Raw genomic sequence first — 23801 nt, 5'->3', positions numbered from 1 at the left:
TATTCTATTATTGTTACCATATCATTACCGGCATAGAATCGCTGAACTTACCCCACATGACAGGGTGCTGCTTGTCCCTTGACAGCTTTTTTACCCCTTGGCTGACAAATTCGAAAAGCTCTTTAGCTGTGATGATCCGATCACGGTTTACGTCGGCTCCGCCTCGTAGTCCCCGTTGCAGGCATGTTGTGAAGAACCCGTTTTTCATGGAAGGAGACTCTATAGAGACTTCATTTTCACGGGAAGAAAGGAACAGCATTACTTTTAATGAAGAGGGGGATATATTCGATGAGTTTCTACGTGGTTCTCTCATCTTTCCAGAGAAACATGCATCTGCAAATATCATTTTGTTCTTGGCTGCACTTTTTGCCATTGTTTTCTTGATGTCTTGATAAGTAATCATTGCATCATAGCCCACAAATCCACCTTTATATCCATGACCACTAAAAAAAAGGACAATGATGTCTTTGGCTGAGGCTTTATTGAAAATTCGCGTCATACTGCTTAATACATTACTTCGGGTGGCTTGTGCATCGATTAATAATATTGTTTCTGCTTTCTGATTTTTCTGATTTTTCTGATATATCCATTGTATGGTCTCTGCATCTTTGGCAGGCAATGTTAAATCATTCTCTGTGCCGGGATAGTCTGCAATGCCTACGGAAACTAAATATATATTCTGTGCCAGGCTTTGCAGGCTAAACAAGCATATGCATATCAGTGAAAATAATATCCGCTTCATTCTCATCTTGTCCGTTGATTAGGCAAATCCGCTGGAGTCAGCATCATTAATATAATCAGGCATATCTGCCAGATAATCATCCGAGGGTATTGCATCCATCTGCTGCTGCAAATCGGCAACTTCCAGTCCTTGGTCTTGTATGTTGTAGACTTCATTTTCGCTGATTACTCCATCTCCATTTACATCGGCTCCCATCAGGTCGAAAGTGCCGTTATGATCCACATCTACCACATAAACTTCTTGTCCGTTTATTTCCAGTTGTCCGATGGTAACCATCGAGCCGTCATCCATGGTTTCATCACTGATTCCTACAATCTGAACTTCATCTTCAACGTGTGCATTTTCATGTTCCACATTGACTATTTCCGGTTCTTCCGTTGCATGATGTTCCGCTACATTATGGCTCTCTTCTGTAGCGTGTTCTGCTGTCTCGTGATTTCCCGAACCACTTGCTCCATAGGAAACGCGACTTCCGAATTCTGCCCGCTGTTCTGGTGTCATGTCACTCCATTCATTGGCGTAATATGTACCGTATACGTCACCGTGCCATTCAAAGACTCCTCCCGGTCCTACCTCCTGGCGCGCTGCTGCAAAGGCTTCGCTGAAAGACATATCGTCACTGACTGTTGCAACCGGTAACCCTTCTACAGAGATGTGTGAGTCTGGAGAAACGGGAGTAGAGCCATGGCTTGTTGCTGACTGGCTGCCGTGGCTGGGAGCGTCACTGTCATTGGCGGCACTGGAAGAGCTGGTGAAAAAGGTACTGGCGCCACCTAATAAAATTCCAGATATGCCACCTATTGTTACATGTTTCCATGAACTGGCTTTTTTCGCAGGCTGTTCCTTTGAGGTGCTCTGATTGTTGTTCGGCAATGTTTCTTCGTTGTCGTTCTGTTGCTGGTTAAGAATGGTGTCTTCTGAGTTCATAAGGCTGATATTTTTTAGTATTAATAATGTCTTTTCATATAGAAAACAGTTGACTGTCTTCTACAATGGTATCATCACTGTATATAGCATTGTCCAGCAAAGGAATATCCATCGTTTCTCCTGCTACCCAGTCCATGACGTCTTGCATATCTGATTGAAAGATATCTCCTTCGTCTGGATATTCAATGTCTTCGATGACAATTTCATCATTCTCCGTACTGGCCATGTCTATCGCTTCACTTTCAGCCGGAGAAAGAGGGTCTATGGTGTAGGCTATGTCTGCAGTGACGGGATCTGATATTTCTATAGATACAGTTTCTGGTTGTATCATCTCATCAGTGCTGCTTTCCTCTGCAATTTCCAGTGTCTCGTTGTCTTCATTAGAGTCAGTTTCCCATGCTCTTGTTGAATAAGCTGCTGCTGCAAAAGCCGCTCCTCCTATTGCTGCTCCCGCGCTTGCAGCTACTCCAAGATTCTTAGCGTATTCTGATTCTGAGACTTTTAACTGCTTCTTTTCCATAACCAATGTTTTCTTTTATGTTTCAAAGATATTGATTTGAAATGATAACCTATATAAGGATTTGTGTATATTACATGAAATGCGGTGATTCTTGTATGAAATAACCGTATAGGTGGTCATTCTCAAGCTGATGAGGTCGTTTTATTCATCAAAGAATGTTTTTGCTGTAGAAGTGACGTGGTTCTTGACTTTGCTGATGGGTATCACAATGGAGGGAGCGCCTGCTGCGTAACTGGCAATTTCATAGGGAGCATACGAGAAGAAAACACCATCTTTTGTAATCCATGGGTCTGTTTCGGGCAGAGGGAGGTTGTTGATATTGTATAATTCGTTGTTCAGTTGAAGGTTGTCCATCAGCTCGTCATCGGTCACCACCCCGAAATATTTTTTCAAACCAGCTTTTATGTCGTTTTGTATCGCATAAGGGCGCATAATCATGTCTTTTGAGAATTTTTTTCCATCAATTTTCCCTTTGGCATTAATTTCTTGTGCCAACGATTTTCCAATGATATATTCCATGCTATAGTAGGAAGTGTCATTCTCCTGAAATACGTCAAGCACTCGTATAATATTCTTGTGATTGAGGTCTGAGCTAATCTTAGCCTCTTTTAGAAATTTCTTTTGAAACTTCTCTACAAATTTTTTCTTACTGGTTGTTGGCACTGTTACTGTGCCCGACACATTGTCACGCTCACAATATTCTTTAAAGAAAAACTCCTTTATAGCGACTTTTTTGTCGGTTAGCGTTTGGGTGGCCAAATAGGTGATGCCGAACCCTCCTTGTCCTAAGACTGTTTCTATTTTAAATTCTGAACGGTTTCGTCTAACCGTTTGATGAATAAACATTTAACGGAGTATCTGAAAAGTAATGGTAACGACTAGGAAACCGTGCGATTTTCAGCGTTTTGCGGTGTTTTACTATCAAATAACTCTTTCAGGTGCAAAGATACGACAAATCTTTGATATAGTATCCAATACAAACAGTATTCGCCATTTTTTGCCTTTCGATATATACCTATTTGCTTATGCCGTTATTTTTTGCAGATTTGGATAAAAAAGGAAAGGCAAAATTCAGGAAGCATTGAAATTCTTTACTTTAGTTAGTGCAAAAATCGAATAATTTATTGTAACTTTGCAGCGGATTCGGTGTGCATATAATACCATCCCAATTAAGATAAGTCGCAACATATATAGTGGTTTTCAATATGATTATGAACAATTGTACAATATTAACAGGTAAAAACACCGTTAATATTGCATATCATAAACCTTGGTAATTTTTCCACATTCAAATCTAATTAATTCGATTTGAATGTCATTGTCTTTGTAATCCGGCATGCTATTTCAGGCTTGTCGAGAGATTTTTTGTGCTATAAAATCAAGAAACATTCAAAAGATAAAAGGAAAAATTCAAATGGAAAAAATCAGAAATTGGAAACAAGATTTCTATACAATATGGGCGGGGCAAGCTGTGTCCCTGATAACAAGTGGGGTTCTTCAAATGGCCATCATCTGGCATCTGACAAATACAACAGGGTCTGCGATGGTGTTGTCAATGGCGACCTTGGTTGGGTTTCTACCTCAAGCGGTTTTAGGTTCTGCAATCGGAGTACTTGTTGACCGCTGGAACCGGAAAATGGTCATGATTGGTGCAGATGTCATCATAGCTTGTGCTGGACTGGTACTTACCGTAATTTCCCTGTCAGCGGAACTACCTGTATGGATAGTAATGCTCATCCTCTTCATTAGAAGCGTTGGCACTGCATTCCATTCCCCTGCGTTAAGTGCGGTAACACCTCTTTTAGTGCCTGAAGAACAGTTAGTCAAATGTGCCGGCTACACCCAGTCCATCCAATCGGCAAGTTTCATCCTAAGTCCGGCAATTGCCGCTTTTCTCTATGCAAAATGGGGGTTGAATTCTGCGGTTGCCCTTGACGTATTCGGAGCAATAATTGCCTGTATCACTGTTGCAATGGTTCACATCCCAAAACAACCGATTGAAGCGCTGCAGCAAGAAAACTTTTTCACCGAACTGCGCATTGGCTATAACGCAATACGACAAAATAAAGCTCTTTTCACATTGCTTTGGATAGGAGCAATCAATATGTTCATTTATATGCCAATCAATGCGCTATTTCCGCTGATGAGTATGAATTATTTCGAGGGAAGTACCTTGCATGCTTCCGTGGTGGAAATTGTTTTTGCAGTTGGTATGTTGTTGGGCGGACTTCTATTGGGCGCATGGGGAGGTTTCAAAAAGCGCATGGCAAATATCATCGGCTCTATCTTTCTTATGGGAGTGTCATTGACTGTTTCCGGCTTGCTACCAACCAATGGTTTTATGATATTTGCGATATGTTGTACGTTGATGGGCTTTTCTGCCCCATTCTATAATGGAGTACAGACCGCGCTATTTCAAGAACAGATACAACCCGAGTATTTAGGGCGTGTTTTCGGACTTCTTGGCAGCATCATGTCGTTTGCCATGCCGCTTGGGTTGGTAGTGTCGGGTGCATTTGCAGACCAAATCGGGGTAAACCGTTGGTTTTTGTTCTCAGGTATGGCTATTCTGCTTCTCGCTATAATAGCCTTATGTCTTCCACAACTTAGAAAGGTCGACAATCAAAAACAAAAATCATGATTTATGAAACGTAACTAAATCTAAACAGCAATAAGCCTCTGATAGGGAAATACGATTATCGGAGGCTTATTGCAATCTGTTTTAACTACTTATGTAATTCCTCTACTTTTCCTTTGTGGTTGAATTGGCTGTCGTATGCTCTGCCGTAGCCTGTCGAACTGTTCCCTGAACCATTCGCCTATGGGCTGGCGGTTGATTACGAGTGTCAGTTTAGACTTGTCCGCAGGGTCTTTCACCACTTGAAAGCCTGCTCTTTCTGTCGTAAAACTCCGATTATGTTCCTCCGAATAAAGTTTGCCCTCGTATATCAAAGGCTTACCATAAGTCAATGTCGTGGTCTGCCTTTCATTGAACCCGACAAGGCGGCACAGGCTCTCTATTCTCATAATTTCCTTTGCCATAGGAAACCATGCACACAGCTTTTCGATAATGCGTTTCAAACCTGATACTTCATCTTTGTGTCTGACACTTTTTTCCGCCATCTCCTTACGGTGATTCTGCTGTATTTCCAACAACTGGCGGTTGTGCTCGGTTTGCATCGTGTGTATGCGGTTTTGCAGTATCTCAATGGTTTCCTCATGGGTGGCAACTTCCCGATACAGGGCGGTGTTCTCCCTTTCCAAAGTCTTGACCTTGTTGCTCCCGAAAAGAGAACCGACACTTTCAGCTATGTTGGTCGCTGCGGTGGTGGCTGCACCTTTCAGTTTCTCGGTCTGTACCTCTTTCTTGGCTTGTCTGAGTTCCTGTTCGGTTTCGGTTTTCTGCTCCTGTAACCGCTTGTTTTCTGCATCAAGGGCAGCGTTCTTTTTCTGTATGTCCCGATAATACTGTGTCGTGGTGGTGTGCCGTGCTTCGGAACCTCGCACACCTCGCTGTAATCCGTATTTAGCCATAACCCTTGCATAATTGTCGTGGTACGCAATCAAGGTCTGACGGTTGAACAGGTCATCGGCACACAAACGGACGGTATTTGCTTTCTTGTGATACTTCCGTTTGCCGTCTTCCTGCTCTTTCTTGGCTTTGCGCCTTTCACCTGTCACGATGGGAACAATGGCTGCATGGATATGCGGTGTCTTCTCGTCCATGTGAAGATGGGCGGCAACCACGTTCTCCCTGCCGAATGTGGCTTGCAGCCATTGGATGCTGTCGCTGCACCATTCGTCAAGTCTTCCGTTTTCCTGTATGTCCATCATGTCCTCATGTGTTCCCGACAGAACCACTCGGACTACACGGACTTGGTCATGTGTAATCTTCCGCTTGATGCCTGCCGTGTTCAGCCTGTGGGCAATCGCTTCATCCCTGCCATGAACGCCATCGGGGTATTCTATAAGTACCCTGTTCAGATGCGTTCTTGTCGGGTCTGCGTTTTTAGGTATGATTCTTCTCTCTATATGGTCGGATTGTACGGTGTCCGATGAACCTTTTGCTTTCTTTATGTCCAATGAAAAATATCCCATGTAGTTTGATTTTTACGGTTATTGTTATGAGTGTATTCTCTGCCTGTGGCATTGGCTCTCAGGGTTTCCAAAGGGATTTCCCTTTGGCTCGATAGGGAGTTTTTAGCATTACCGTGTAATGCGTGAAGAAAACGCCCTATTGAGCTATGGTATTTCTGTCTAAATACCCTTGGGAAAGCGAACCTGTTCCCCTCTATATTTTCAGCCCTTTCTTTTTCGGTGGCTGCATCATCCGCCTTGCGGATTGTACTTGCTTCTCCTCCTTTATCGGCTCTGTCGATTGGGACAAGAGTTTTTTGCACAGGTACTCGTTCAAGTCATTATACCCTGCATAGTGAACCGACATATCCTGCAAGCGGTCACCCAACATCCGTTGCAGGTTGGCGTATGCGTTCCGTCCTGCTGTGTCATTGTCAAGGAAACAGCCGATTCGGGTATAGGTTGCCAATATGCTTTCCGCTTTCGAGAGGTTGGAAACGGAGTTGAGAATGACGTAATCCTGTGCATTCAATCGTGGGTGTTGCGGATTGTTCTTTACTCGGATGGTCAGGAACGAGAGATAATCCATGAAGCCCTCGAAAAGATAACAGACGGTTCGTGGCTCTTTTTGCTGTCGGATATGGGTGATGTCCTTCGGGGCGACACATCCCTTGAAGTATCTATTACGCACTTCATACCCTCTTGCCATATTCGGGAAGCCGATGGCGAAATAGGGTTTGTCGGCATTCTCAAACCGCAGTTCCTTACACTCCCTTTTGGCGAGTTCAATGTCTATCCCCCTTTCTTGCAGATAGGCAATGAGCGCAGGTGATGACAGCTCGCCAACTCTTAATACCCGATAAGTGCGGTTGTCGGATTGCTGCTTGCCAAAAGAAAACGATGCAGGGCGGATGTATGGTGTCCGTTCCTCTATGCGCTTCAACAGGCAGGTTACATCTTCCGTATGGTAGAGTTCCGCTGCCAATGCGATGATGTTACCGCCCTTGCCAAGTCCAAAATCGTACCATTTGTTGAGTTCTGTGTTTACCTTGAAAGATGCGTCCGTTTCCTCTCTCAGCGGTGATTTGTACCAAAAGCTGCTGCCCTGTTGCTTGACGGGCGTGTAACCCAAACTTTGCAGATAGTCTGCGATTCTGATTTGTTTAACTTCTTGTATGTTCATGATATTCTATAGATTTGATGATGATTGTAAAAACGTTGATTTGTTGAATGGCTTATATAACACATTTATTTACAGAAAGATATTTGCTCAACATCTTCTCAACAAACCACTCGCCAAAAGAGAAATCAACAATCGGGTGCTGTTCCTCTCTCAACTTCTCTTTTCGATTGTTGAGATTTTGTTGAGAGTGTATATTGTTTATTGTCAGCATAGTTATATCCTTATTCATCAATTCAACAAAAAAAAGAATGATATTACAGGGATTCAAGTTGTTCCCTCGTGACAGAATAGAAACGACCGACCCGTTTTACAGGCTCATACCGACACTCCCGATTGTAGTTGAATTGGTAGGTGGTATAGGTCAGTCCGTTGGGTGCAGGCGTAAGTTTCCAACACTCCTGCAACACCTTTCGGACTTGGTGCTTCTCCACTTTTACCTGCGAGTGTACCAGCAACAGAAGAATGTCGTTGTAGCAGAACGAGAATGTGTCCGTGCCGACACTATCCATGATGTCAAGTATCAGCTCGTGCATCTCTATCTCCAGTCGGTTACGGTTGCTGCGGATTATCTTCTGCAAGGCTTCGGTATGCAACAGCGATGGAGCAAACCACATACGGCTTTCCTTTTCGGTGGATAGTGTTCTGTGTTGCAGGAAATGAAGAAAGGCGGGTATCTCCGCTTTCAGCTTTTGCAGGAAGTCGGTATCATCAGACTGCAAGCGGTCTATCTTGCGTACCCAATAGCGTGTTTCCCCTGCATCAATGATTACAGGCAAGTACTCGTTGTTGGAGCATAGCACGAACTTGGCGAAAAACGCTATCTCGTCACGGTCTTTGCCTTTGGCTTCCACCTTGTAGGAAAGTGTGGTGCTTAGGTTCTTCAACCGCTCGCTGTCCTCCCTACGGTTGAGCAGCACCTCGTCCACCACGATAAGCAGTTTGCCGGCCCAGTCGGAATTGAATTGGCTACGGAAATCCTCGTTGGTGTTAAAGGTTACATTGTTCTGAAATAGGAGTTTTAGAAAATTCAGAAATGTGCTTTTGCCTGTGTTGCGTTCCTCTGATACCAACAGCAGGATAGGCAGCTTTTGAATGGGGTACAAGTAGAGCAGTTGTAGGTAGTCCATGCCCAACTCGTATTGCTCCCCGAAGATGTGACCTACCAAAGATTGGATATGCGAGAAATCGCCCTCTTTAGGTTGGTGGTCTATCGGTTCATAGAGGTTAAGGAACTTGCCGACCACGGGATGGTAGCCGATGTGTTCGGGTACGGTGCAGAAGCCGTCATACTTGGGAACGCTGCCGATGTAGTCCTTGCCGTAGTCTTGGCGCAGGGTTTCGTTGTTCCATGCTATGCGTTTCCTTACATACCCTCCGTTCAGTTTGGGCTGCTCCACAATCTTGTAAAGCGTAGTCCCCACTCGGATGAATTCCTCCTTTGCCATGCCACCATCCGATGGCGGTCTGTGGCTGTCTTGTTGTTTGTTAGCTGACATAATCAAATGGTTTTAAGTTTGAAAAATACCAGCTACAAAAGTATAAGCATTTATCGGATAAGTTGTTACGCAAAACGCGGCAGAACGGTGACAAATAGCCCCCGAAGAAAAAACTTTCAATGGTTTGGAACGGAAGTCGGGCAGGACAGACGAAAAAACTCCCAAAAAACGAATGTGGGGATTACGCTTTTCGGGAGAAAAAATTGGAGTTCCTGTTGATATGTCGGTCAGATTATATGCTGACACGCTGGCTTGATTACTCTATTCGTGACTGAATGAATGGATTCCGTCAGTCGTGCAACCAATTCAGCTACGAGAAGTATTCGGCTTTGGCTATGCCGTTGGTGTTCAGCGAAAAGAAGATGCTTGTTTTCTCTTTTCGCAAGTACAGTCTTTCAAGAACGGCATTGCGCACCTGCTTCGCACTGTATGTGCCGATACGGAACGCAAGGGCGATTATCGTTTCAAGGCTGTAAACCTCCATGCTGCACTTGTCGGACAGTCGGATGGTATGCCTTATCTCACACTCATTCAGAATGCCGTTCTTGCAGAGTGTCTTTATCCCTGCCCTGATAGTCGGGGCGGTTACATTGAACAACTCGCAAAGCTCCCACTCACTCATGGCGGTTGCCTGTATATCTTTCGGCATAACTACATTGCCGAACTCGTTCATTGTTATGATGTTTCTTTCCTCTTTCATTATCGTTTGATTTAAGGGTTACTGAATGGCATTGCAAATGTTCTTTTCCATATCCTCCAGTTTGTGCGACAATGTTTCCATATCCTGACTAATCTTTTGGGCTGTGATTTTTGCGTAAATTTGGGTCGTTTTTATGTTGGTATGTCCCAAAAGTCGGCTGACGGTTTCAATGGGTACTCCGTTGGATAACAGCACAGTGGTCGCTGCCGAATGTCTTGCTACATGATAGGTCAAGTGGACTTTTATACCGCACAACTTGGCAATGGCTTTCAGCTTCTTGTTGCAAGTCGTGTTACTCGGCATGGGGAATACTTTATTATCTCTTGTCATACCCCTGTACTTCTCTATTATCTTTCGGGGAACATCCAACAATCGGATATTGGATTCCGTGTTAGTTTTCTTTCTTCGGGTGATAATCCACAGATTTCCGTCAAAGAATGTTTGCAGGTTGTCTTCCGTAAGGTTCTTGACATCGGAATATGCCAAACCTGTAAAGGTGGAGAACAGAAATAAATCCCTGACAAGCTCGTGTGTCTTGTCGGGCATATCGGTGTTCATCATTGTGTGTATCTCCTCTCTCGTAATATACCCTCTGTCCACGCTTTCGGGAGAGTTGATGTACCCTGCAAAGGGATTGAACGGCAGACGACCGTCATTCCTCGCTATGGAAATAATGTGTTTCAGCACAATCATGTAGCCCCAAATGGTATTGGTGCGGCATTTTTTCTCAGTACGCAGGAAATACTCGAAGTCGTTGATGAACGAGAGGTTCAACTCTTTTAACGGAATATCTTCACGCTTGTAGGTATGGGGTAGGAACTCACGGATGTGCTTGCAGACGGTAACATAACGTCGGAATGTTCCTTTTGCCCTGCTGTGTCCCACTTTCTTGGCAAATTCGCTGTTGTGTTGTTCAAACAGTTTTAGCAAGGTTTCCTGTTTGATACCGATGCCGAGATAGGCATCTTTCAACTTGGCAGCAGTGACATAACCGTCCGTCTGCATCAACTCTTGATAACGGCGGTTTATCTCCACTCTGATTTTGTCAACGGCACGGTTGATTCTTTGCGCTTCGGCACTCTTACCCGAAGCACGGTTGTTCTTCACGTCCCACAGGCGCAAGGGAACATCCATCTTGCAACTGAACTGCTTAATCTCTCCGTCCACCGTAATGCGACACATCAAAGGCAGGTTGCCGTTGGGTTTCTCACTGCCTTTCTTCACGTAGAACAATACCTTAAATGTACTTCTCATAACTCACTTTTTTTTGGTTACAAAATTAATTCATAGTGAGTTACCGACAGATACGACACATAACGCCAAACGATGCAAAATTTAGGTTTCGCAAGAAATTTGCATCATCGCACGGGTAATGATAAAGTAACTGAACTTTTGCTGCGTTTGTCCATATTCTGTCTCTTCTTGGCTTTTGAACAAGAGAAAAATATAGCGTAACGAACGCTTTTTCAGTCTGTTCGCTACGCTTTACTCAAATTTGCTATTCCGTTAGGTGTTTATTTTATATTTTCCTCCTTGCAGAAGAGTTCCGTTTTGTAATTGCATAATCTATAAGATTTATTGATGTGTTATATGGTTGATTGCGAGTAGTAGTATGATTGTTGCAGAAAATAAAATCGCATGAAGCTTCTTTCGAGGTGATAACCAAAATATGAGCAAGTCTGGTAAGATGACAAGGCTTGTTATGGTGATAATTCCTCCTACTCCTATGTTGGGTCCAATTATTAGCATTAGAGTCATGACTCCAGCAAAGATGGCCATAAAGCTTTCTTTTGCTATGCTTATGACCTTTGCTCCCTCTTCAGGGGGCGTTTTATTAGAAACTACTGTGAGAACAGTTTCGTTGAAAGAAGGAATTTGGGAAGTGATGGCCCTTTGAAGCCTTGAGAATATGCCATGCCAGTTTTTGGGCAATTCATTGGTGCGTAATTCATCTAAAGCCTCATACTCCACCTTTATATCTGCATAGGATTTTTTTGTAGAGAAGAGGGAGAATCGCATGCGGTAAAAAATATCTGGTGCATTATCCACTTCATAATTGAATGAGTCATAAGCTGTTTGTAAACTTAACTCTCGTAGGTTTGATAATAGTTTTTTGAATTTTTGAGAGGTATATGGATAAGTATAAGTCTGTATCTTGGTTTCTGGTATAGTGAATACTTTTACGGTAAGTGCAATAGAGTTTGCGGTGATTATAATATCTGTAGAAAAATTTCTATCACTTCCCATGAATACCTTTTCTAATGATAGGGTTATTTTGTTTGTTTCCGGCAAAACTATCAATGAATTATCTTCAATAAGAATGGTGTCTTCTGCATGACCTCCTTCAATTTCCTGGATAAAAGTTTCTACAGTTTGTGTTCTTGCATTCTTTTCTGGTTTCATTGCATGCTGTATGGCAGTAATGGTCTTGTTACTGATGTTTCTTTCTTGCAATTCGGCTTCCGGAAAGCCATAGTTCATAATATTAGAAGCGTTGGGAGGCGTTTTTCCGGTCAATGTTTTAAATAATGTAGCTCCTAAGGCATAAATATCGATTGTTATAGGAAAACCTTCTCCATCGCGATAACAGCTTTGTTCAATTGGGGCATAGCCTGGGGTGCCATATCCGATGGCAGTACTTGTTTCAGGTTCTCCTTGTGAATTGTATTGTTTGGAAAGGCCGAAATCGATTAATACTATAGAACCATCTTTACGCCGCATTATATTCTTCGGTTTTAGATCAAGATGCAACATCCTATTGTTATGCATGAATTGCAGTGCTTCCCCTATTTGACGGATGCATGTCAAAGCTTCTGATTCGGAGAGACCGTTTTCTGTTTTTATATAAGAATCAAAACTCCCGCCTTCTAAATATTCCATTACGTAATAGCAAGTATTGTTTGCTTCAAAAGCTTCCAGAATGTCTACAATATGTGGATGTTTGAGTTTTGAAAGATTCTTGGCTTCCCGAAGGAATTTTGTTTTATATTCTTTAAAAGCCTTTTCATTGGAACAAGTTACAGTAGTGCCCTCCCTACCATTGAAATTCTTCTGAAAAAATTCTTTTATGGCTACTTGTGTATGGGTATTTAGGCAACCTAACTCTCCTTGAAGTTGTATTGAAGCAAGATAGGCTATACCGGAAGCCCCCTGGCCTAAAATACCTTCAATCTTGTAATTGTAGGAATTACCAGATAGAATAGTACCTTTTCTTAATGATTGTTGAGTTCCTTGCATATTAACTTTGAATTTTGTTTTAAATGTTGGTCACTTTGAAACGGGACGGACAGAACATCCAAGATAGCGAAGGGTGAAGCTTAGCTGATATTGGGTGTTGCTGAAAGAAAGGTAGTTTGAATATCCCGTGGAGTATAAAGTCCCTGACCAATAATAGCCAAAGTTTTTTTGACTGCCAATGTTAGTGCCATAGCGTTGACCTACTGCTGGTAAGAAAATGTAATTTCCACTGGGGCCTGTTATCATATACCCATTGCTCCCTTTATATGAAGTCCATTTCCATGAACATTTCTCGCATAATTCCAACACTTCATTTTTTGTGGGTAAACGCCAGTTTTCTCCCCATTTAATGTGAGCTATATCATAATTGGTGCCGCATATATTGGAGGGTGGATTGTTGTTGGGATAATCAGTATTATTTGTAGATGTATTGTTTCCTGTTGGGTCTGCCCAGCCATATAAGCCTCCATAATCTTCCGGAGAACTTGCACCTACATTCCAACTTGCCCATTTTACACTTAATCCTAAATCAATTGGTTGGGCCGGAAGATTAGGGATTGGATTTTCTATTGCAACTGCTGTATCAGAGTTCTGAGCAGGCACATTGTAGCTTGTTTTGTTTATTACAAAAATAGAGGTTACCAACAATATTAATATTGCAATCAACCATATTTCCCGGTTTGAAAGATGATTGGCTCGTTTGGGAGGAATGTTGGGTGAACCCGGTTCTTCTTCTGCCTTTGGGGAGATAGAGGGAATTATAGTTGTTTCAGATTCTTCTTCATTATACTGCATTGATGGCTTATTGTTATTAGTCAATAACGATAAAAATTCATCAATGCTTTGTGGACGGTCTCTACGGCGCGGTTGCATGGCTTTCTCAATTGTATAGGCCGTTGATTGGGATATACTCGGTGGAAGTGGAGGAAGCCCGTCGTCATTCACATCACTGGCATCAGGTGGAGTCTCATTTGTCAAGAGCTTGTATAAAGTTGCTCCCAAAGAATAGATATCTGTTGCAGGAGAAAAGGTGCTGACGCCTCCTTGCTTATATTGTTCCATTGGAGCATACCCGGCACTGATGCCTATAGGGGTTGTACTGGTTTGATGCCCTTCACCGTCATAGCGTTTGGATAGTCCAAAGTCTATAAGGGTGGCGTTGTTATTATTGTCTAACAATACATTCCCTGGCTTTATGTCAAGGTGGTTCATTTGGTGCTGATGAATAAACTTTAAGGCATCAGCCAGCTGGTAGATATAATGGAGGGCCTTAGACTCTCTGACTGCTCCATTCCTTTTTAGATATTCTGCAAGAGAGCCATTTCCCATGTATTCCATTACATAGTAGGCTGTCTCATTTTCTTCGAACACATCAATGATACGAATGATGTGAGGATGATTCAGCCCGGCTATCATCCGGGCTTCCTTTACGAACTTCTGGCGGAAACGTGCTACTAATTCTTGACTGCCTTGTGAACCGACTGATACATGGGAAGTTGCAACGTCACGGTTGCAATGTTCCTTCATGAAGAATTCTTTAATAGCTACCTTGCGTTCTAAGGCCACTTGTGTGGCAAGATAGGTGATGCCAAAGCCGCCTTGTCCCAAGACTGTTTCTATTTTATATTTTCCTCCTTGGAGGAGAGTGCCGGATTGTAATTGCATAGCTTTTTATTTTGGTGGAAATTGAAATGGTAATCTATATACAGATGGCGATTCTTGTATGAAATAATCGTATAGAAGGAAGTACCTGCTATCTCTACGCGAACTCTATTACTCATTCTCAAGTTTGCGTAGATTTTTTTGGGCAGTTTCACTTCCTTGTTCTGCTGCTTTCCTATACCATTTTATTGCTTCTGCCTTGTTCTTAGGAATACCGGGTTTTCCATATTCGTATATTAGCCCTAAATAAAAAGATGCACTAGCATTGCCTTGTTCTACTGCCATTTTATACCACTTTACTGCTTCCAAGGCATTTTCTTTCTCGTATATATCTCCTAGTCGTTTTAAGGCTTCAGCATCCCCTCTCTCTGCAGCCATTTTATACCATTTTATAGCTTCTGGGTCTTTTTTTCTGGCTCCATTGGAATATATCTCTCCTAATTTTTTTTGGGCTTTAATATCTCCTTGTTCTGCAGCTTTCTTATACCACTTTATAGCTTCGTCTATATCTTCTGGAATGCCTACCTTGTAGAAAAACATATTGCCTAGTCTATACTGTGCATCCACATTTCCTTGTTCTGCCGCTTTCTTATACCATTTTGCAGCTTCTACCCTATTTTGAGAAATACCTTGCCCATAATCGTACATATATCCCAATTTATATTGGGCACTTGCAATGCCTTGTTCTGCTGCTTTTTGATACCATTTTATTGCTTCCGAATAATTTCGCGTAACATTAAGTCCCGTATAATACAAGTTCCCCAGTTCATTTTGGGCTTTTGCATTTCCTTGATTTGCTGCTTTTTGATACCATTTTTCAGCTTCAGTAGCATTCTTTGCGACATCCCGACCAAGAAAGTACATTCTTCCTAACTCATATTGGGCCTCTGTATTCCCTTGCTCTGCTGCTTTGGCTGTTTCCTTAAAGCCGTTCTTTTTCTTTGGAGGCATATTGGCACTCATGGCACTCAGGTTTGCTGTTTCGGTGTTTTGTTGCGCAGGGCGTTCTACATTCCCGGTCGCTGCATTTTCTTTTACATGAGAATTCGGGTTTATATTTTCAGCAGATGTGCTTGCATGTACTGTTACTGATGATGCGTTATTCGGTTCAGAATTTGTTACAGTGTCTGTTGCGGACAGCCATTCTGTTTCTGTATCTGTATCGGAGTTGGAACCTGTTCTGGAAGTAATATAGGCTATAATTCCTCCAATAGACAGAACAGCTATTAGGACAAGAATAATATATTTTAGATTTTTGGGGTGGGGCTGGGAAGATATGTCGTCACTTGAAGGCATAGTCTGTTCTTCATTGGCGGATGTTTGGATAACCGTAGCTTCCTCCAGCGTTATTCCTATATCTTCTTTGGGAGTTGTTTCCGTATCCTTATTTTCCAATATACTTAAAAATGCGGCTACACTTTGCGGTCTGTCTTTTTTCATAGCCGACATGACTTTTGCGATACTGGCTATTAACGAATCGCTTACTTGATGTTTTTGTAGCTCATATGCAGGAAAACCGTTATTCAATATTTCTGAAGCCTCTGGTGGACGGATTCCCGTCAACATCTTATACATAGTTGCACCAAGCGCATACACGTCCATCGTTGCCGGGAAGTCTTTACCTTCATGATAATTACTCTGTTCTATCGGTGCATATCCGGGGGTACCACTTCCCACTGTAGTGCTTGTTTCCGGTTTCCCATTTTTGTCATATTGCTTGGACAAGCCAAAATCGATAAGTACGGCTTCCTGATTCTTACGGAGCATAATATTTCCAGGTTTCAAGTCCAGATGAAGCATCTTATGAGCGTGCATGTAAGATAGAGCGTCTCCTATCTGTTTGGCATACATAATGCTTTCTGCTTCCGTCAAGCCTTTTTGTTGTGTGATGTATGTATCCAGATTTCCTCCATCTACATATTCCATGGCGTAGTAGACTGTGTTGTTGGCCTCGAAGTATTCCAGCACTTTAACGATATGGGGATGGTTCAGCTTACTCAGGTTTTCGGCTTCGCGCGAAAACTTCTTTTTGTAGTCATAATAGACCCCTCCTCTGCTTCCACAAGTAACAGTATTTTCTTCTCGTCCATTGATGTCTTTCATGAAGAACTCCTTGATGGCAACTTGTATGGTTGTTTCGAGTTCACCCAATGCTCCGGAAACTTTGACTTGGGTCATAGCCAAGTAGGTGATGCCGAAAGAGCCTTGACCCAATATCTTTTCTATGGTATAGGTATGTGATTTACCATATAAAATGGTATTTTGTTTAAGTGCATAATTATTTATATTACTCATATTATTAAGTAGTTGATTGTTTGTTTGTTATTATTTATGTTACAATTGTAACAAATCTCTGAATTAAATCTATCTGCTGGAGAAGATGCAAATTTGGGAACTCGTTCTTCAAGGCTCTTTCTTTTTTTCTTTCTTTGTTGCTCTTCTTTCTTTTGTTTTTCTTCTTTGGGGATAACAGGGCGAATGGGGAGTGCAACATTATTGGGCATAACCCTAACTGAATCTTTCAATAGGAAAGCGCGTCCTCTTTTGAATTTGACAAATCCCCCTCCTATTAAAGCTACGGAACCAGTCCAATAATATGCTATGGAACCGCGATTTTCTATATTTTGTCCGTTTTTGATACCGACAGCAGGCAGAAATATATTGTTGCCGTTGGGTCCGGTAATTTTGTATCCCCCTATTTTTTGGTAAGTGGTCCATGTTATCTTGCACTTATCTCTAAGTTCCATGAATTCTTTTGCTGTTGGCATACGCCAATATTTCCCTAATTGAGTTCGGGCAATATCATACTCCGAGCCACAAATATCATCAAAATCATAAATGTTAATAGAGGTAGGTCCACTGCTGGCTGTTCCCGTGGAATCTCCCCAGTAGTATAAATTCCCATATTCTTCAGGAGTTGAGGCACCGAGATTCCACCCGGCCCATCTTACACTTAAACCTAAATCTACAATTTGATCTGTTGAGATTTCATTGTGTTGAACATTGGTTCTTGTTTGCCCAATTTCTGTATTAGAGTTCTCATACCGAATAGATGAATCATGCAGAGCCGAATTATTCATAGATATAGGCGATGTAAGTATAGCACTGTCGGATACAGTACTGTCAAGCCCAATAGCTAAAGAGTTGTCTTGTGCGATATTACTCGTCTTGTTGGTTCTGCTGAGCCAAATAGTACATAATATAAGGATTAGAGCTATAACTCCCCAAAGCCATTCTTTTTTGAATAAGAAAATTCGTTGAGGCTTTGGAATGGAAGAAGGATGCTCTTTTGCTACAAATTCATTTTTAGGGGTATCTAATATTGTAGTTTCATTTTCCAAACCAGGTTTTATCCCTTCATTCAATAATGTGAGAAATTCATTAATGTTTTGCGGTCTATCTTTGCATCGAGGTTGCATTGCACCTTGTATGGCCTTTCTTATCAATGGACTTATCTTTGTTGGCAATGCTGGCAGTCCCTCGTCATTCACATCACTGGCCTCTGGCGGTTGTTGGCTTGTCAACAAATAAAACAATGTTGCTCCGAGAGAGTAAATGTCTGTACCTGGTGAGAATGTTTTTACTCCACCTTGCTTATATTGTTCCAAAGGTGCATATCCTTTGCTGATACCGATTGGCGTACTACTTGTTTGGTTACCGGTGTCATCATAACGTTTGGATATACCGAAGTCTATTAGTACAGCTTCTCCATTGTTCCGAAGCAGAATGTTGGATGGCTTTACGTCCAGGTGCATGGTTTTACGGTGATGAAGATATTCCAACGCATCAGCTATCTGGAGGACATAACTTAATGCTTCAGAATCGGACATTGCTCCATTGGTTTCAATCCGTTCTTTTAAAGAACCGCCATCTATATACTCCATTACGTAATAAGCTGTGTCATTTTCTTCAAATACATCATAGATGGATATAATGTGTGTATGCGCCAATCCTGCAATGATTTGGGCTTCTTTGATAAACTTTTGGCGGAATCGTTCTACTAACTCCCGGCTACTTTGGGTACCCATAATGATATGTGAAGTCTTCTCATTGCGTTCGCAGTAGTCTTTCATGAAGAATTCTTTGATGGCTACTTGACGGTTCAATCCGGTCTGAAGGGCTTGGTAAGTAATTCCAAAGCCACCTTGTCCCAATATGGACTCTATCTTGTATTTTCCTCCTTGAAGGAAAGAACCTGATTGTAATTGCATAGTTTTTTATTTTGGCGGAATTTAAAATTAAAATAATGCAAACTATAACAGTTTATTCTGATACGGGGCGAACGGAATTTCCCTCCTTACAATAGTCGCTGTACAACGGACTCCAGCCGTTAATACTGAAGACGAGGCTGGAGGCGCTACTAGAAGTGCTATTAGCTGTCTTTCGTGTTCCTGACCAATAGCGGCCATTTCTTCCTCGACCATATACCGTTCCACCGTAAGCGTAGCAGTATCCTGATGCAGGGAGGAAGATTCGATTTCCATTCGGTCCTGTTACCATATAGCCTGCAACTTTTTTGTATTCAGTCCATTTCCATATACATTTATCAGATAATTCTTTTAATTCTTGCTGTGTAGGTAGCCTCCATTTCTCTCCCCATTTAGCACGAGCAATGTCATATTGAGTGCCGCTAATGTTGAAAGGGGGAGTGCCACTGAGAGAATCGTTACTATTTGTTGCTTTTTTTTCTCCGGTCGGGTCCGCCCATCCATATAGTCCTCCGTATTCTTCGGGAGAAGATGCTCCGACATTATAGGCTGCCCATTTCACACTCAAGCCAAGATCTACCGGATTGTTTTCAGTTGGAATTACTTCCGTAGCAAAGGCTTCTTCTTTAAGAGGAGTGGTATCACTTGGTTTTTGAGTAAACCAGACAACTGTTGCTAACAAAAGTGCGACGACAACCCCTATAAATATGGGTAACTTGTTACTGCTGGAGGGCTGTTTTTGGGGAGGCAACTTTTCTTTCTTGGCAATGATGGTAATATCCTCTCTTTCCGGTTTATTCAACAATTCTAAAAAATCTTTTATGCTTTGTGGACGTTGTCTTTTGGGTTGCATGGCAGCACGAATCGCTCGTTCGGTAGTTGCCGATATGTTTGCGGGTAAGGCTGGTAGTCCGTCATCGAACACAATGTTGGCAGCCGGCGGTGTCGTTCCGGTCAGCAATTTATAGAGTGTAGCACCTAATGAATAAATATCTGTAGTTGGTGTGAATATTTGCACTCCTCCAGCTACATATTGTTCCATTGGTGCATATCCGGTACTGATACTTACCGGAGTAGTACTGGTCTGTTGCCCGCTTTCATCGTATCGCTTGGATAGTCCGAAGTCTATCAACACTACTTCTCCCTCTTCTCTCCGCAAAATGTTTCCAGGTTTCACATCCAGATGGCTCATCTGCCGTTGGTGGATATAGTTCAATGCTCCTGCTATTTGATGGATGTAATGCAGCGCTTCCGTTTCTTGTAGTGCACCGTATCGCGTCACATATTCTTGCAGAGAACCTCCTTCTATATATTCCATCACATAGTAAGCTGTGTCGTTTTCTTCGAACACATCATGTATACGGATAATATTAGGATGGTTAAGTCCGGCAATGGATTGTGCTTCTTTTATGAATTTTTGCTGAAAACGAGCTACGAGTTCACGGCTTCCTTCCGTCCCGATGGTAATGTGTGACGTATCGGCGTTGCGGTTGCAATACTCTTTCATAAAAAACTCTTTGATGGCTATCCTACGGTTTAGTCTTGTTTGCCATCCTAAATAGGTGATGCCAAAGCCGCCTTGCCCAAGTATTCCCTCTATTCTGTATTTACCCTCTTGTAGAAGGGTGCCCTCTATCAACTGCATATCAATCAATTCCCTTTCTTTTCCCAGTTATTCAGTACTTTTTTCAAGTTCTCTTTCTTTATTTCTGCCATTTCTAATTGTATCGTTACGAGTTGGGAACGTAAATCCAGGCAGATAGAGTCTTGCCGGTCATTTAATCTCTCCATTGTCTCAGTGGAGACATCATTGTAGGTGGCATTCCGCTTTTTGTCTTGTTCCTGTATCTTCTTCTGAAGAGACTTTTCCTGAGCACTCAAAGCTTTTAGCCTGACGGCCTGAATTGTGTCGTTATTACTGCGTACATTTTGGGGGTGGAATGTGGATGCGTGCAGATTACTCATGATACAACACATCAGTAATAGGCACGAGGCGATTATAATATTTTGCGGCTTCATTGTTTCTGTATATTTAGGGTTTATCATATTTTGAAAAATCTTTTACTCCGGATAACATGCTTTTCCCCAGCATATTAGTGGGTTCCACTATTGAGGGTATCAGGGCATATTCGGGTGGGAATCCTTCGGGAGTGTTGGCCGAAACTTCAGCATATTCTCCTTCTGTGGAGCAAAGTGCCTCTTTATAGGAACTTAGTGCTGTTTGGGGGATGAGCAGTTTGATTTTCAGCTTGCCGGCAATTTTTATCAGGAATACTTTTTGTCCGTTGAGCTCTGCGGTGGATATCGGTTCTGTTCTGCGCATGATGATTTGCTCCAGGTGTTCCATCTGGGAGAACTCCCGGTACGAGAGTATCTGTAATGAAGCAGGCAAATCGATTTGGGTTATATTGGGACAATCGATTAAAGCCTTCCAGCGTATAGCGGTGGTGCCGTCGGGAATACGTATCTTTCCTGAGCGTCCGCGGGGGCAACCTAACAGAATTGTTTTGTCTTTGTTATAGAGCATTCCGTCTATGGAAGTAAAGTTTGGATTATTGGCATCCACTTCTATGCTTTGCAACTGTTTCAATGATTTCAAATTCTGCAGGCTGATGAGCTTTGCCGGGATGACGATGGAGGTCAAACGGTCACTCCAGCGGAACATTTTGAGGTTCACTTGTGTCCAGTCGCTGCCCAACGTTACCTGCCCGATTGCTGTACACCGGAAGAATACTCCTTCACCAAAGCGGACGCTGTTGCCGGGAAATACGATTTTCTCTAATCCGCTGCAACCTTCAAAGGCAAAATCGCCTATGGACGAAAGCCCGGAAGGCAGTACAATGCCTTTTAGGGAAGCTGCATTACTGAATGCCTTCTTGCCAATGCCGACAACACGGTATATCGTGTTGTTGTGCTTTACCCTTGCCGGAACGGATATCTCACCGGTATACAGAGAGGGTTGGGGGGCAGAGATGTTCCCTTGGTAGGTAACTTCCACATGTTGTTTCTTTGCATCTACAATGTTGAAGAAGAATTTCTCTCCACTTTTTCCGGTGACGGTGAAATCGTGTGCGTAGAGCAGGGAGGTGCTTCCCAATAATAGGATGAATGTGATTATATTTGTTCGTTTCATAGCTTTAGTAAATATAGTGTGATGAATAGAATTAGGCCATGTAGCCGGTTACGTCGGCATCATTTATATAGTCGGGTATTGGGTCATTGTCTGCCAGCAATGTAGCATCCTCGTTTACGCCGGTTGCTTGTGTGGTTGCCATAGACAATCCTTCCATGCGAATGCCTGCCTCTTCTATATTGATGACCTCATTGTCTGTAATTATTCCATTATTGTCCATATCTGCCACCATGGCATCTGCTATTCCATCCCGGTCGATGTCAACGACAAGAGTTTCTTGTCCGTTGACAATAACACCGGCTATATCCATTTGCGAGCCGTCTTCGCACGTAACCGTTTCATAGGAGACCACACTGATGGTATCTTCGTTATGCGGTTCATCGTTGCTGTTTCCGGGCATGATAGGTGTGGCAGGGGTATCAGGCTTCTGAGGGGCAATTGGCTCATTGGTTAAAGGTACTTCCGAAGTTACTGTAGGGGTATCAGTGTGGGGAGGCTGTACCGGTCCTTCGGTGACTGGCTCTGTTGCAAAAGCTGTCTGGGCCATTGAACCGGCCGCTACGCCTATTGCAGCTCCGATGGATGAGCTGGCGCCATTTTGCCAATTGTAACTTTTCTGTTCCACATTTTTCTGTGTGGAATTTGTGCTTTCCTGGTTTGTTTTTTTAGTCTTCATAGTTGCTCATTTTTAATGGTTTATAACTTATTCTGCAACAAAAATATAAAGAGAGGCATGCAATGGCAAATTTCAAAAAGTATACTACATAAACCCTGCGGTTTAAGGTATCAATCCCTCATTTTTCAAGGGATTCTTACTTCTCGGTAAATTTGGATTTACAATAGGGGCAGCTCGTCATCTTTTTCAGGTCGTCATACTGTTGATATCCCATGAAATGATGGCATTCCGGGTTGGGGCATACATAGTCCTTATGAAATTTCTTATCAAGGTCGTCCAGAAACCTGGGAAGTGTGGAAGATGACCGGTAGGTTATCACAAAGAAATAGATGGCCAATAAAAGTCCTGTAGAATATAGAATGACACGCAAAGCCGGCAGGTCGGCAATGCCCGGAATAAATCCGCAGAAAATGGCAGACATGGAAAATACGCCTGTTACAGAACGGATTGCTGCAGACTTCTTTTCTTTTATCTGTATCTGGAGTTTGGTGTCGTGAAATTCGTCCCATACTTCTTGTAGGTGACGGATAGAGAACGATTTGGGTATTGATGCTCCCAGCCCTTTTATAATGGCCGCTATATCCATGAAGTAATGGTCTGACCCCAGCTCTATGCGGTCTTTTCCGGAAATGTGCTTGGACTCGATTTGCACACCATTGACGTAAGTGACGTTTTCGGGTTTCAGATTGGTAATGATATAGCCTCCTTTGTCATCGGTCACCACTTTACAGTGCTGGCGGCTGACGGATTTGGGTACGCTGTTGGCATTCCCCCAAAAACGGTCTTGGTTGTTTATGCTGATACGCAGGCGGGATGCACCGGCTTCTCTTCCTATGATAAGTTCCATGGCATTATTGTTTTTATTATGCGAATTTTATATTGAGAAATATTTCTTTCAGTTTTTTCAGGGCTTCTTTGGACATCTCCAGTTGAAATGCAAATGATGAATAGTCACTTAAAACGAGTCGCTGTTTGATGACATTTATCTGGTAAACATAGTTCAGATTAATGATGAACCGTTTGCCGATACGGGCAAAGCAGCGTGCTTTTTCTTTCAGTCGCTCTTCAAGGACTTTTTCGGTCTGGGCTAAATTCAAGCAAATAATACCGCGTAGCTTGTTCGTAAGTATTATATTGGTGTAATTTCCATCAGACTCAAAATATACAATCTTGGAAATGTCCAATCTAAGAAGCTCATCGCGTGAATTGAAAAACAAGAAGTTGGTTGTCGTATCCATTG

The 23801-nt window shown here is 42.5% G+C and carries 20 protein-coding genes; 1 reads left to right on the top strand and 19 read right to left on the bottom strand.

Features of this window, described 5'->3' with window-relative positions:
- Nucleotides 1-13: 13 nt before the first annotated feature.
- The 4 genes from JXR92_RS03000 to JXR92_RS02985 all read right to left on the bottom strand — a co-directional run bounded on the left by JXR92_RS03000 (nt 14) and on the right by JXR92_RS02985 (nt 3035).
- The gene (locus JXR92_RS03000) at nt 14-742 is read right to left on the bottom strand and encodes a caspase family protein (RefSeq protein ID WP_226791252.1); all 729 of its coding nucleotides are present in this window, start codon (nt 740-742) and stop codon (nt 14-16) included.
- Between the two features lie 18 nt (nt 743-760).
- Nucleotides 761-1669 carry a hypothetical protein gene (locus tag JXR92_RS02995; RefSeq protein WP_119961490.1) on the bottom strand — a complete coding sequence of 303 codons (909 nt, stop codon included), beginning with the start codon at nt 1667-1669 and terminating at the stop codon, nt 761-763.
- Between the two features lie 34 nt (nt 1670-1703).
- Nucleotides 1704-2189: a hypothetical protein gene (locus tag JXR92_RS02990; RefSeq protein ID WP_119961491.1), complete on the bottom strand. Its 486-nt coding sequence runs from the start codon at nt 2187-2189 to the stop codon at nt 1704-1706.
- 141 nt (nt 2190-2330) lie between these two features.
- Complete coding sequence (locus JXR92_RS02985) at nt 2331-3035, bottom strand: protein kinase domain-containing protein (protein WP_206897529.1); 705 nt, start codon at nt 3033-3035, stop codon at nt 2331-2333.
- 568 nt (nt 3036-3603) lie between these two features.
- Here JXR92_RS02985 and JXR92_RS02980 point away from each other — a divergent pair.
- A complete protein-coding gene (locus JXR92_RS02980) occupies nt 3604-4830 on the top strand; it encodes an MFS transporter (RefSeq protein WP_016564142.1) in 1227 nt (408 codons plus the stop codon).
- 89 nt (nt 4831-4919) lie between these two features.
- Here JXR92_RS02980 and mobV read toward each other — a convergent pair whose 3' ends face one another.
- From mobV to JXR92_RS02905, 15 genes are all read right to left on the bottom strand, one after another.
- The gene (gene mobV / locus JXR92_RS02975) at nt 4920-6287 is read right to left on the bottom strand and encodes a MobV family relaxase (protein ID WP_022508104.1); all 1368 of its coding nucleotides are present in this window, start codon (nt 6285-6287) and stop codon (nt 4920-4922) included.
- Nucleotides 6288-6480: 193 nt separating this feature from the next.
- Nucleotides 6481-7449, bottom strand: coding sequence for a toprim domain-containing protein (locus JXR92_RS02970; RefSeq protein ID WP_016564201.1), 969 nt, complete (start codon nt 7447-7449; stop codon nt 6481-6483).
- Nucleotides 7450-7703: 254 nt separating this feature from the next.
- On the bottom strand, nt 7704-8945 hold the full coding sequence (locus tag JXR92_RS02965) for a primase-helicase family protein (protein ID WP_016564203.1): 1242 nt from the start codon (nt 8943-8945) through the stop codon (nt 7704-7706).
- A 310-nt stretch (nt 8946-9255) separates the two neighbouring features.
- Nucleotides 9256-9645, bottom strand: a complete 390-nt coding sequence (locus JXR92_RS02960; protein ID WP_016564204.1) for a hypothetical protein — start codon at nt 9643-9645, stop codon at nt 9256-9258.
- Between the two features lie 18 nt (nt 9646-9663).
- Entirely contained in the window at nt 9664-10899 is a 1236-nt protein-coding gene (locus JXR92_RS02955; RefSeq protein WP_016564205.1) for a site-specific integrase, read from the bottom strand.
- 321 nt (nt 10900-11220) lie between these two features.
- Nucleotides 11221-12882 carry a serine/threonine-protein kinase gene (locus tag JXR92_RS02950; RefSeq protein ID WP_138344691.1) on the bottom strand — a complete coding sequence of 554 codons (1662 nt, stop codon included), beginning with the start codon at nt 12880-12882 and terminating at the stop codon, nt 11221-11223.
- 30 nt (nt 12883-12912) lie between these two features.
- Complete coding sequence (locus JXR92_RS02945; protein WP_138344689.1) at nt 12913-14547, bottom strand: serine/threonine protein kinase; 1635 nt, start codon at nt 14545-14547, stop codon at nt 12913-12915.
- Nucleotides 14548-14655: 108 nt separating this feature from the next.
- Nucleotides 14656-16839: a serine/threonine-protein kinase gene (locus tag JXR92_RS02940; protein ID WP_138344688.1), complete on the bottom strand. Its 2184-nt coding sequence runs from the start codon at nt 16837-16839 to the stop codon at nt 14656-14658.
- Nucleotides 16836-18755 (bottom strand): serine/threonine-protein kinase, encoded by a 1920-nt coding sequence (locus JXR92_RS02935; RefSeq protein WP_138344686.1) that lies wholly within the window; start codon nt 18753-18755, stop codon nt 16836-16838. The genes JXR92_RS02940 and JXR92_RS02935 overlap by 4 nt, the downstream gene beginning before the upstream one ends.
- Nucleotides 18756-18807: 52 nt before the next feature.
- A complete protein-coding gene (locus JXR92_RS02930; protein ID WP_226791250.1) occupies nt 18808-20397 on the bottom strand; it encodes a serine/threonine protein kinase in 1590 nt (529 codons plus the stop codon).
- 5 nt (nt 20398-20402) lie between these two features.
- The gene (locus JXR92_RS02925; protein WP_129643329.1) at nt 20403-20771 is read right to left on the bottom strand and encodes a hypothetical protein; all 369 of its coding nucleotides are present in this window, start codon (nt 20769-20771) and stop codon (nt 20403-20405) included.
- Between the two features lie 13 nt (nt 20772-20784).
- Entirely contained in the window at nt 20785-21885 is a 1101-nt protein-coding gene (locus JXR92_RS02920) for a leucine-rich repeat domain-containing protein (protein WP_131225583.1), read from the bottom strand.
- Nucleotides 21886-21916: 31 nt separating this feature from the next.
- Nucleotides 21917-22561, bottom strand: coding sequence for a hypothetical protein (locus tag JXR92_RS02915; RefSeq protein ID WP_117958803.1), 645 nt, complete (start codon nt 22559-22561; stop codon nt 21917-21919).
- 136 nt (nt 22562-22697) lie between these two features.
- Nucleotides 22698-23408: an FHA domain-containing protein gene (locus JXR92_RS02910; protein WP_138344682.1), complete on the bottom strand. Its 711-nt coding sequence runs from the start codon at nt 23406-23408 to the stop codon at nt 22698-22700.
- Nucleotides 23409-23424: 16 nt separating this feature from the next.
- Nucleotides 23425-23799 carry a LytTR family DNA-binding domain-containing protein gene (locus JXR92_RS02905; protein ID WP_131225581.1) on the bottom strand — a complete coding sequence of 125 codons (375 nt, stop codon included), beginning with the start codon at nt 23797-23799 and terminating at the stop codon, nt 23425-23427.
- Nucleotides 23800-23801: the final 2 nt, after the last annotated feature.

Origin of the sequence: Bacteroides parvus, from assembly GCF_017309675.2 — a bacterium.
Lineage (GTDB): Bacteria > Bacteroidota > Bacteroidia > Bacteroidales > Bacteroidaceae > Bacteroides > Bacteroides uniformis.
Note: the sequence above shows the minus strand (reverse complement) of the source record. Positions and strands in the feature narration are given on the sequence as shown.

Excerpts from the sequence above, each read along its gene's own strand:
- JXR92_RS02935 (WP_138344686.1), bottom strand. The coding sequence starts at position 18,755 with ATGCAATTACAATCAGGTTCTTTCCTTCAAGGAGGAAAATACAAGATA.
- mobV (WP_022508104.1), bottom strand. The coding sequence starts at position 6,287 with ATGGGATATTTTTCATTGGACATAAAGAAAGCAAAAGGTTCATCGGAC.
- JXR92_RS02955 (WP_016564205.1), bottom strand. The coding sequence starts at position 10,899 with ATGAGAAGTACATTTAAGGTATTGTTCTACGTGAAGAAAGGCAGTGAG.
- JXR92_RS02990 (WP_119961491.1), bottom strand. The coding sequence starts at position 2,189 with ATGGAAAAGAAGCAGTTAAAAGTCTCAGAATCAGAATACGCTAAGAAT.
- JXR92_RS02985 (WP_206897529.1), bottom strand. The coding sequence starts at position 3,035 with ATGTTTATTCATCAAACGGTTAGACGAAACCGTTCAGAATTTAAAATA.
- JXR92_RS02980 (WP_016564142.1), top strand. The coding sequence starts at position 3,604 with ATGGAAAAAATCAGAAATTGGAAACAAGATTTCTATACAATATGGGCG.
- JXR92_RS02905 (WP_131225581.1), bottom strand. The coding sequence starts at position 23,799 with ATGGATACGACAACCAACTTCTTGTTTTTCAATTCACGCGATGAGCTT.
- JXR92_RS02925 (WP_129643329.1), bottom strand. The coding sequence starts at position 20,771 with ATGAAGCCGCAAAATATTATAATCGCCTCGTGCCTATTACTGATGTGT.
- JXR92_RS03000 (WP_226791252.1), bottom strand. The coding sequence starts at position 742 with ATGAAGCGGATATTATTTTCACTGATATGCATATGCTTGTTTAGCCTG.
- JXR92_RS02995 (WP_119961490.1), bottom strand. The coding sequence starts at position 1,669 with ATGAACTCAGAAGACACCATTCTTAACCAGCAACAGAACGACAACGAA.
- JXR92_RS02970 (WP_016564201.1), bottom strand. The coding sequence starts at position 7,449 with ATGAACATACAAGAAGTTAAACAAATCAGAATCGCAGACTATCTGCAA.
- JXR92_RS02915 (WP_117958803.1), bottom strand. The coding sequence starts at position 22,561 with ATGAAGACTAAAAAAACAAACCAGGAAAGCACAAATTCCACACAGAAA.
- JXR92_RS02960 (WP_016564204.1), bottom strand. The coding sequence starts at position 9,645 with ATGAAAGAGGAAAGAAACATCATAACAATGAACGAGTTCGGCAATGTA.
- JXR92_RS02920 (WP_131225583.1), bottom strand. The coding sequence starts at position 21,885 with ATGAAACGAACAAATATAATCACATTCATCCTATTATTGGGAAGCACC.
- JXR92_RS02965 (WP_016564203.1), bottom strand. The coding sequence starts at position 8,945 with ATGTCAGCTAACAAACAACAAGACAGCCACAGACCGCCATCGGATGGT.
- JXR92_RS02930 (WP_226791250.1), bottom strand. The coding sequence starts at position 20,397 with ATGCAGTTGATAGAGGGCACCCTTCTACAAGAGGGTAAATACAGAATA.
- JXR92_RS02945 (WP_138344689.1), bottom strand. The coding sequence starts at position 14,547 with ATGCAATTACAATCCGGCACTCTCCTCCAAGGAGGAAAATATAAAATA.
- JXR92_RS02910 (WP_138344682.1), bottom strand. The coding sequence starts at position 23,408 with ATGGAACTTATCATAGGAAGAGAAGCCGGTGCATCCCGCCTGCGTATC.
- JXR92_RS02940 (WP_138344688.1), bottom strand. The coding sequence starts at position 16,839 with ATGAGTAATATAAATAATTATGCACTTAAACAAAATACCATTTTATAT.
- JXR92_RS02950 (WP_138344691.1), bottom strand. The coding sequence starts at position 12,882 with ATGCAAGGAACTCAACAATCATTAAGAAAAGGTACTATTCTATCTGGT.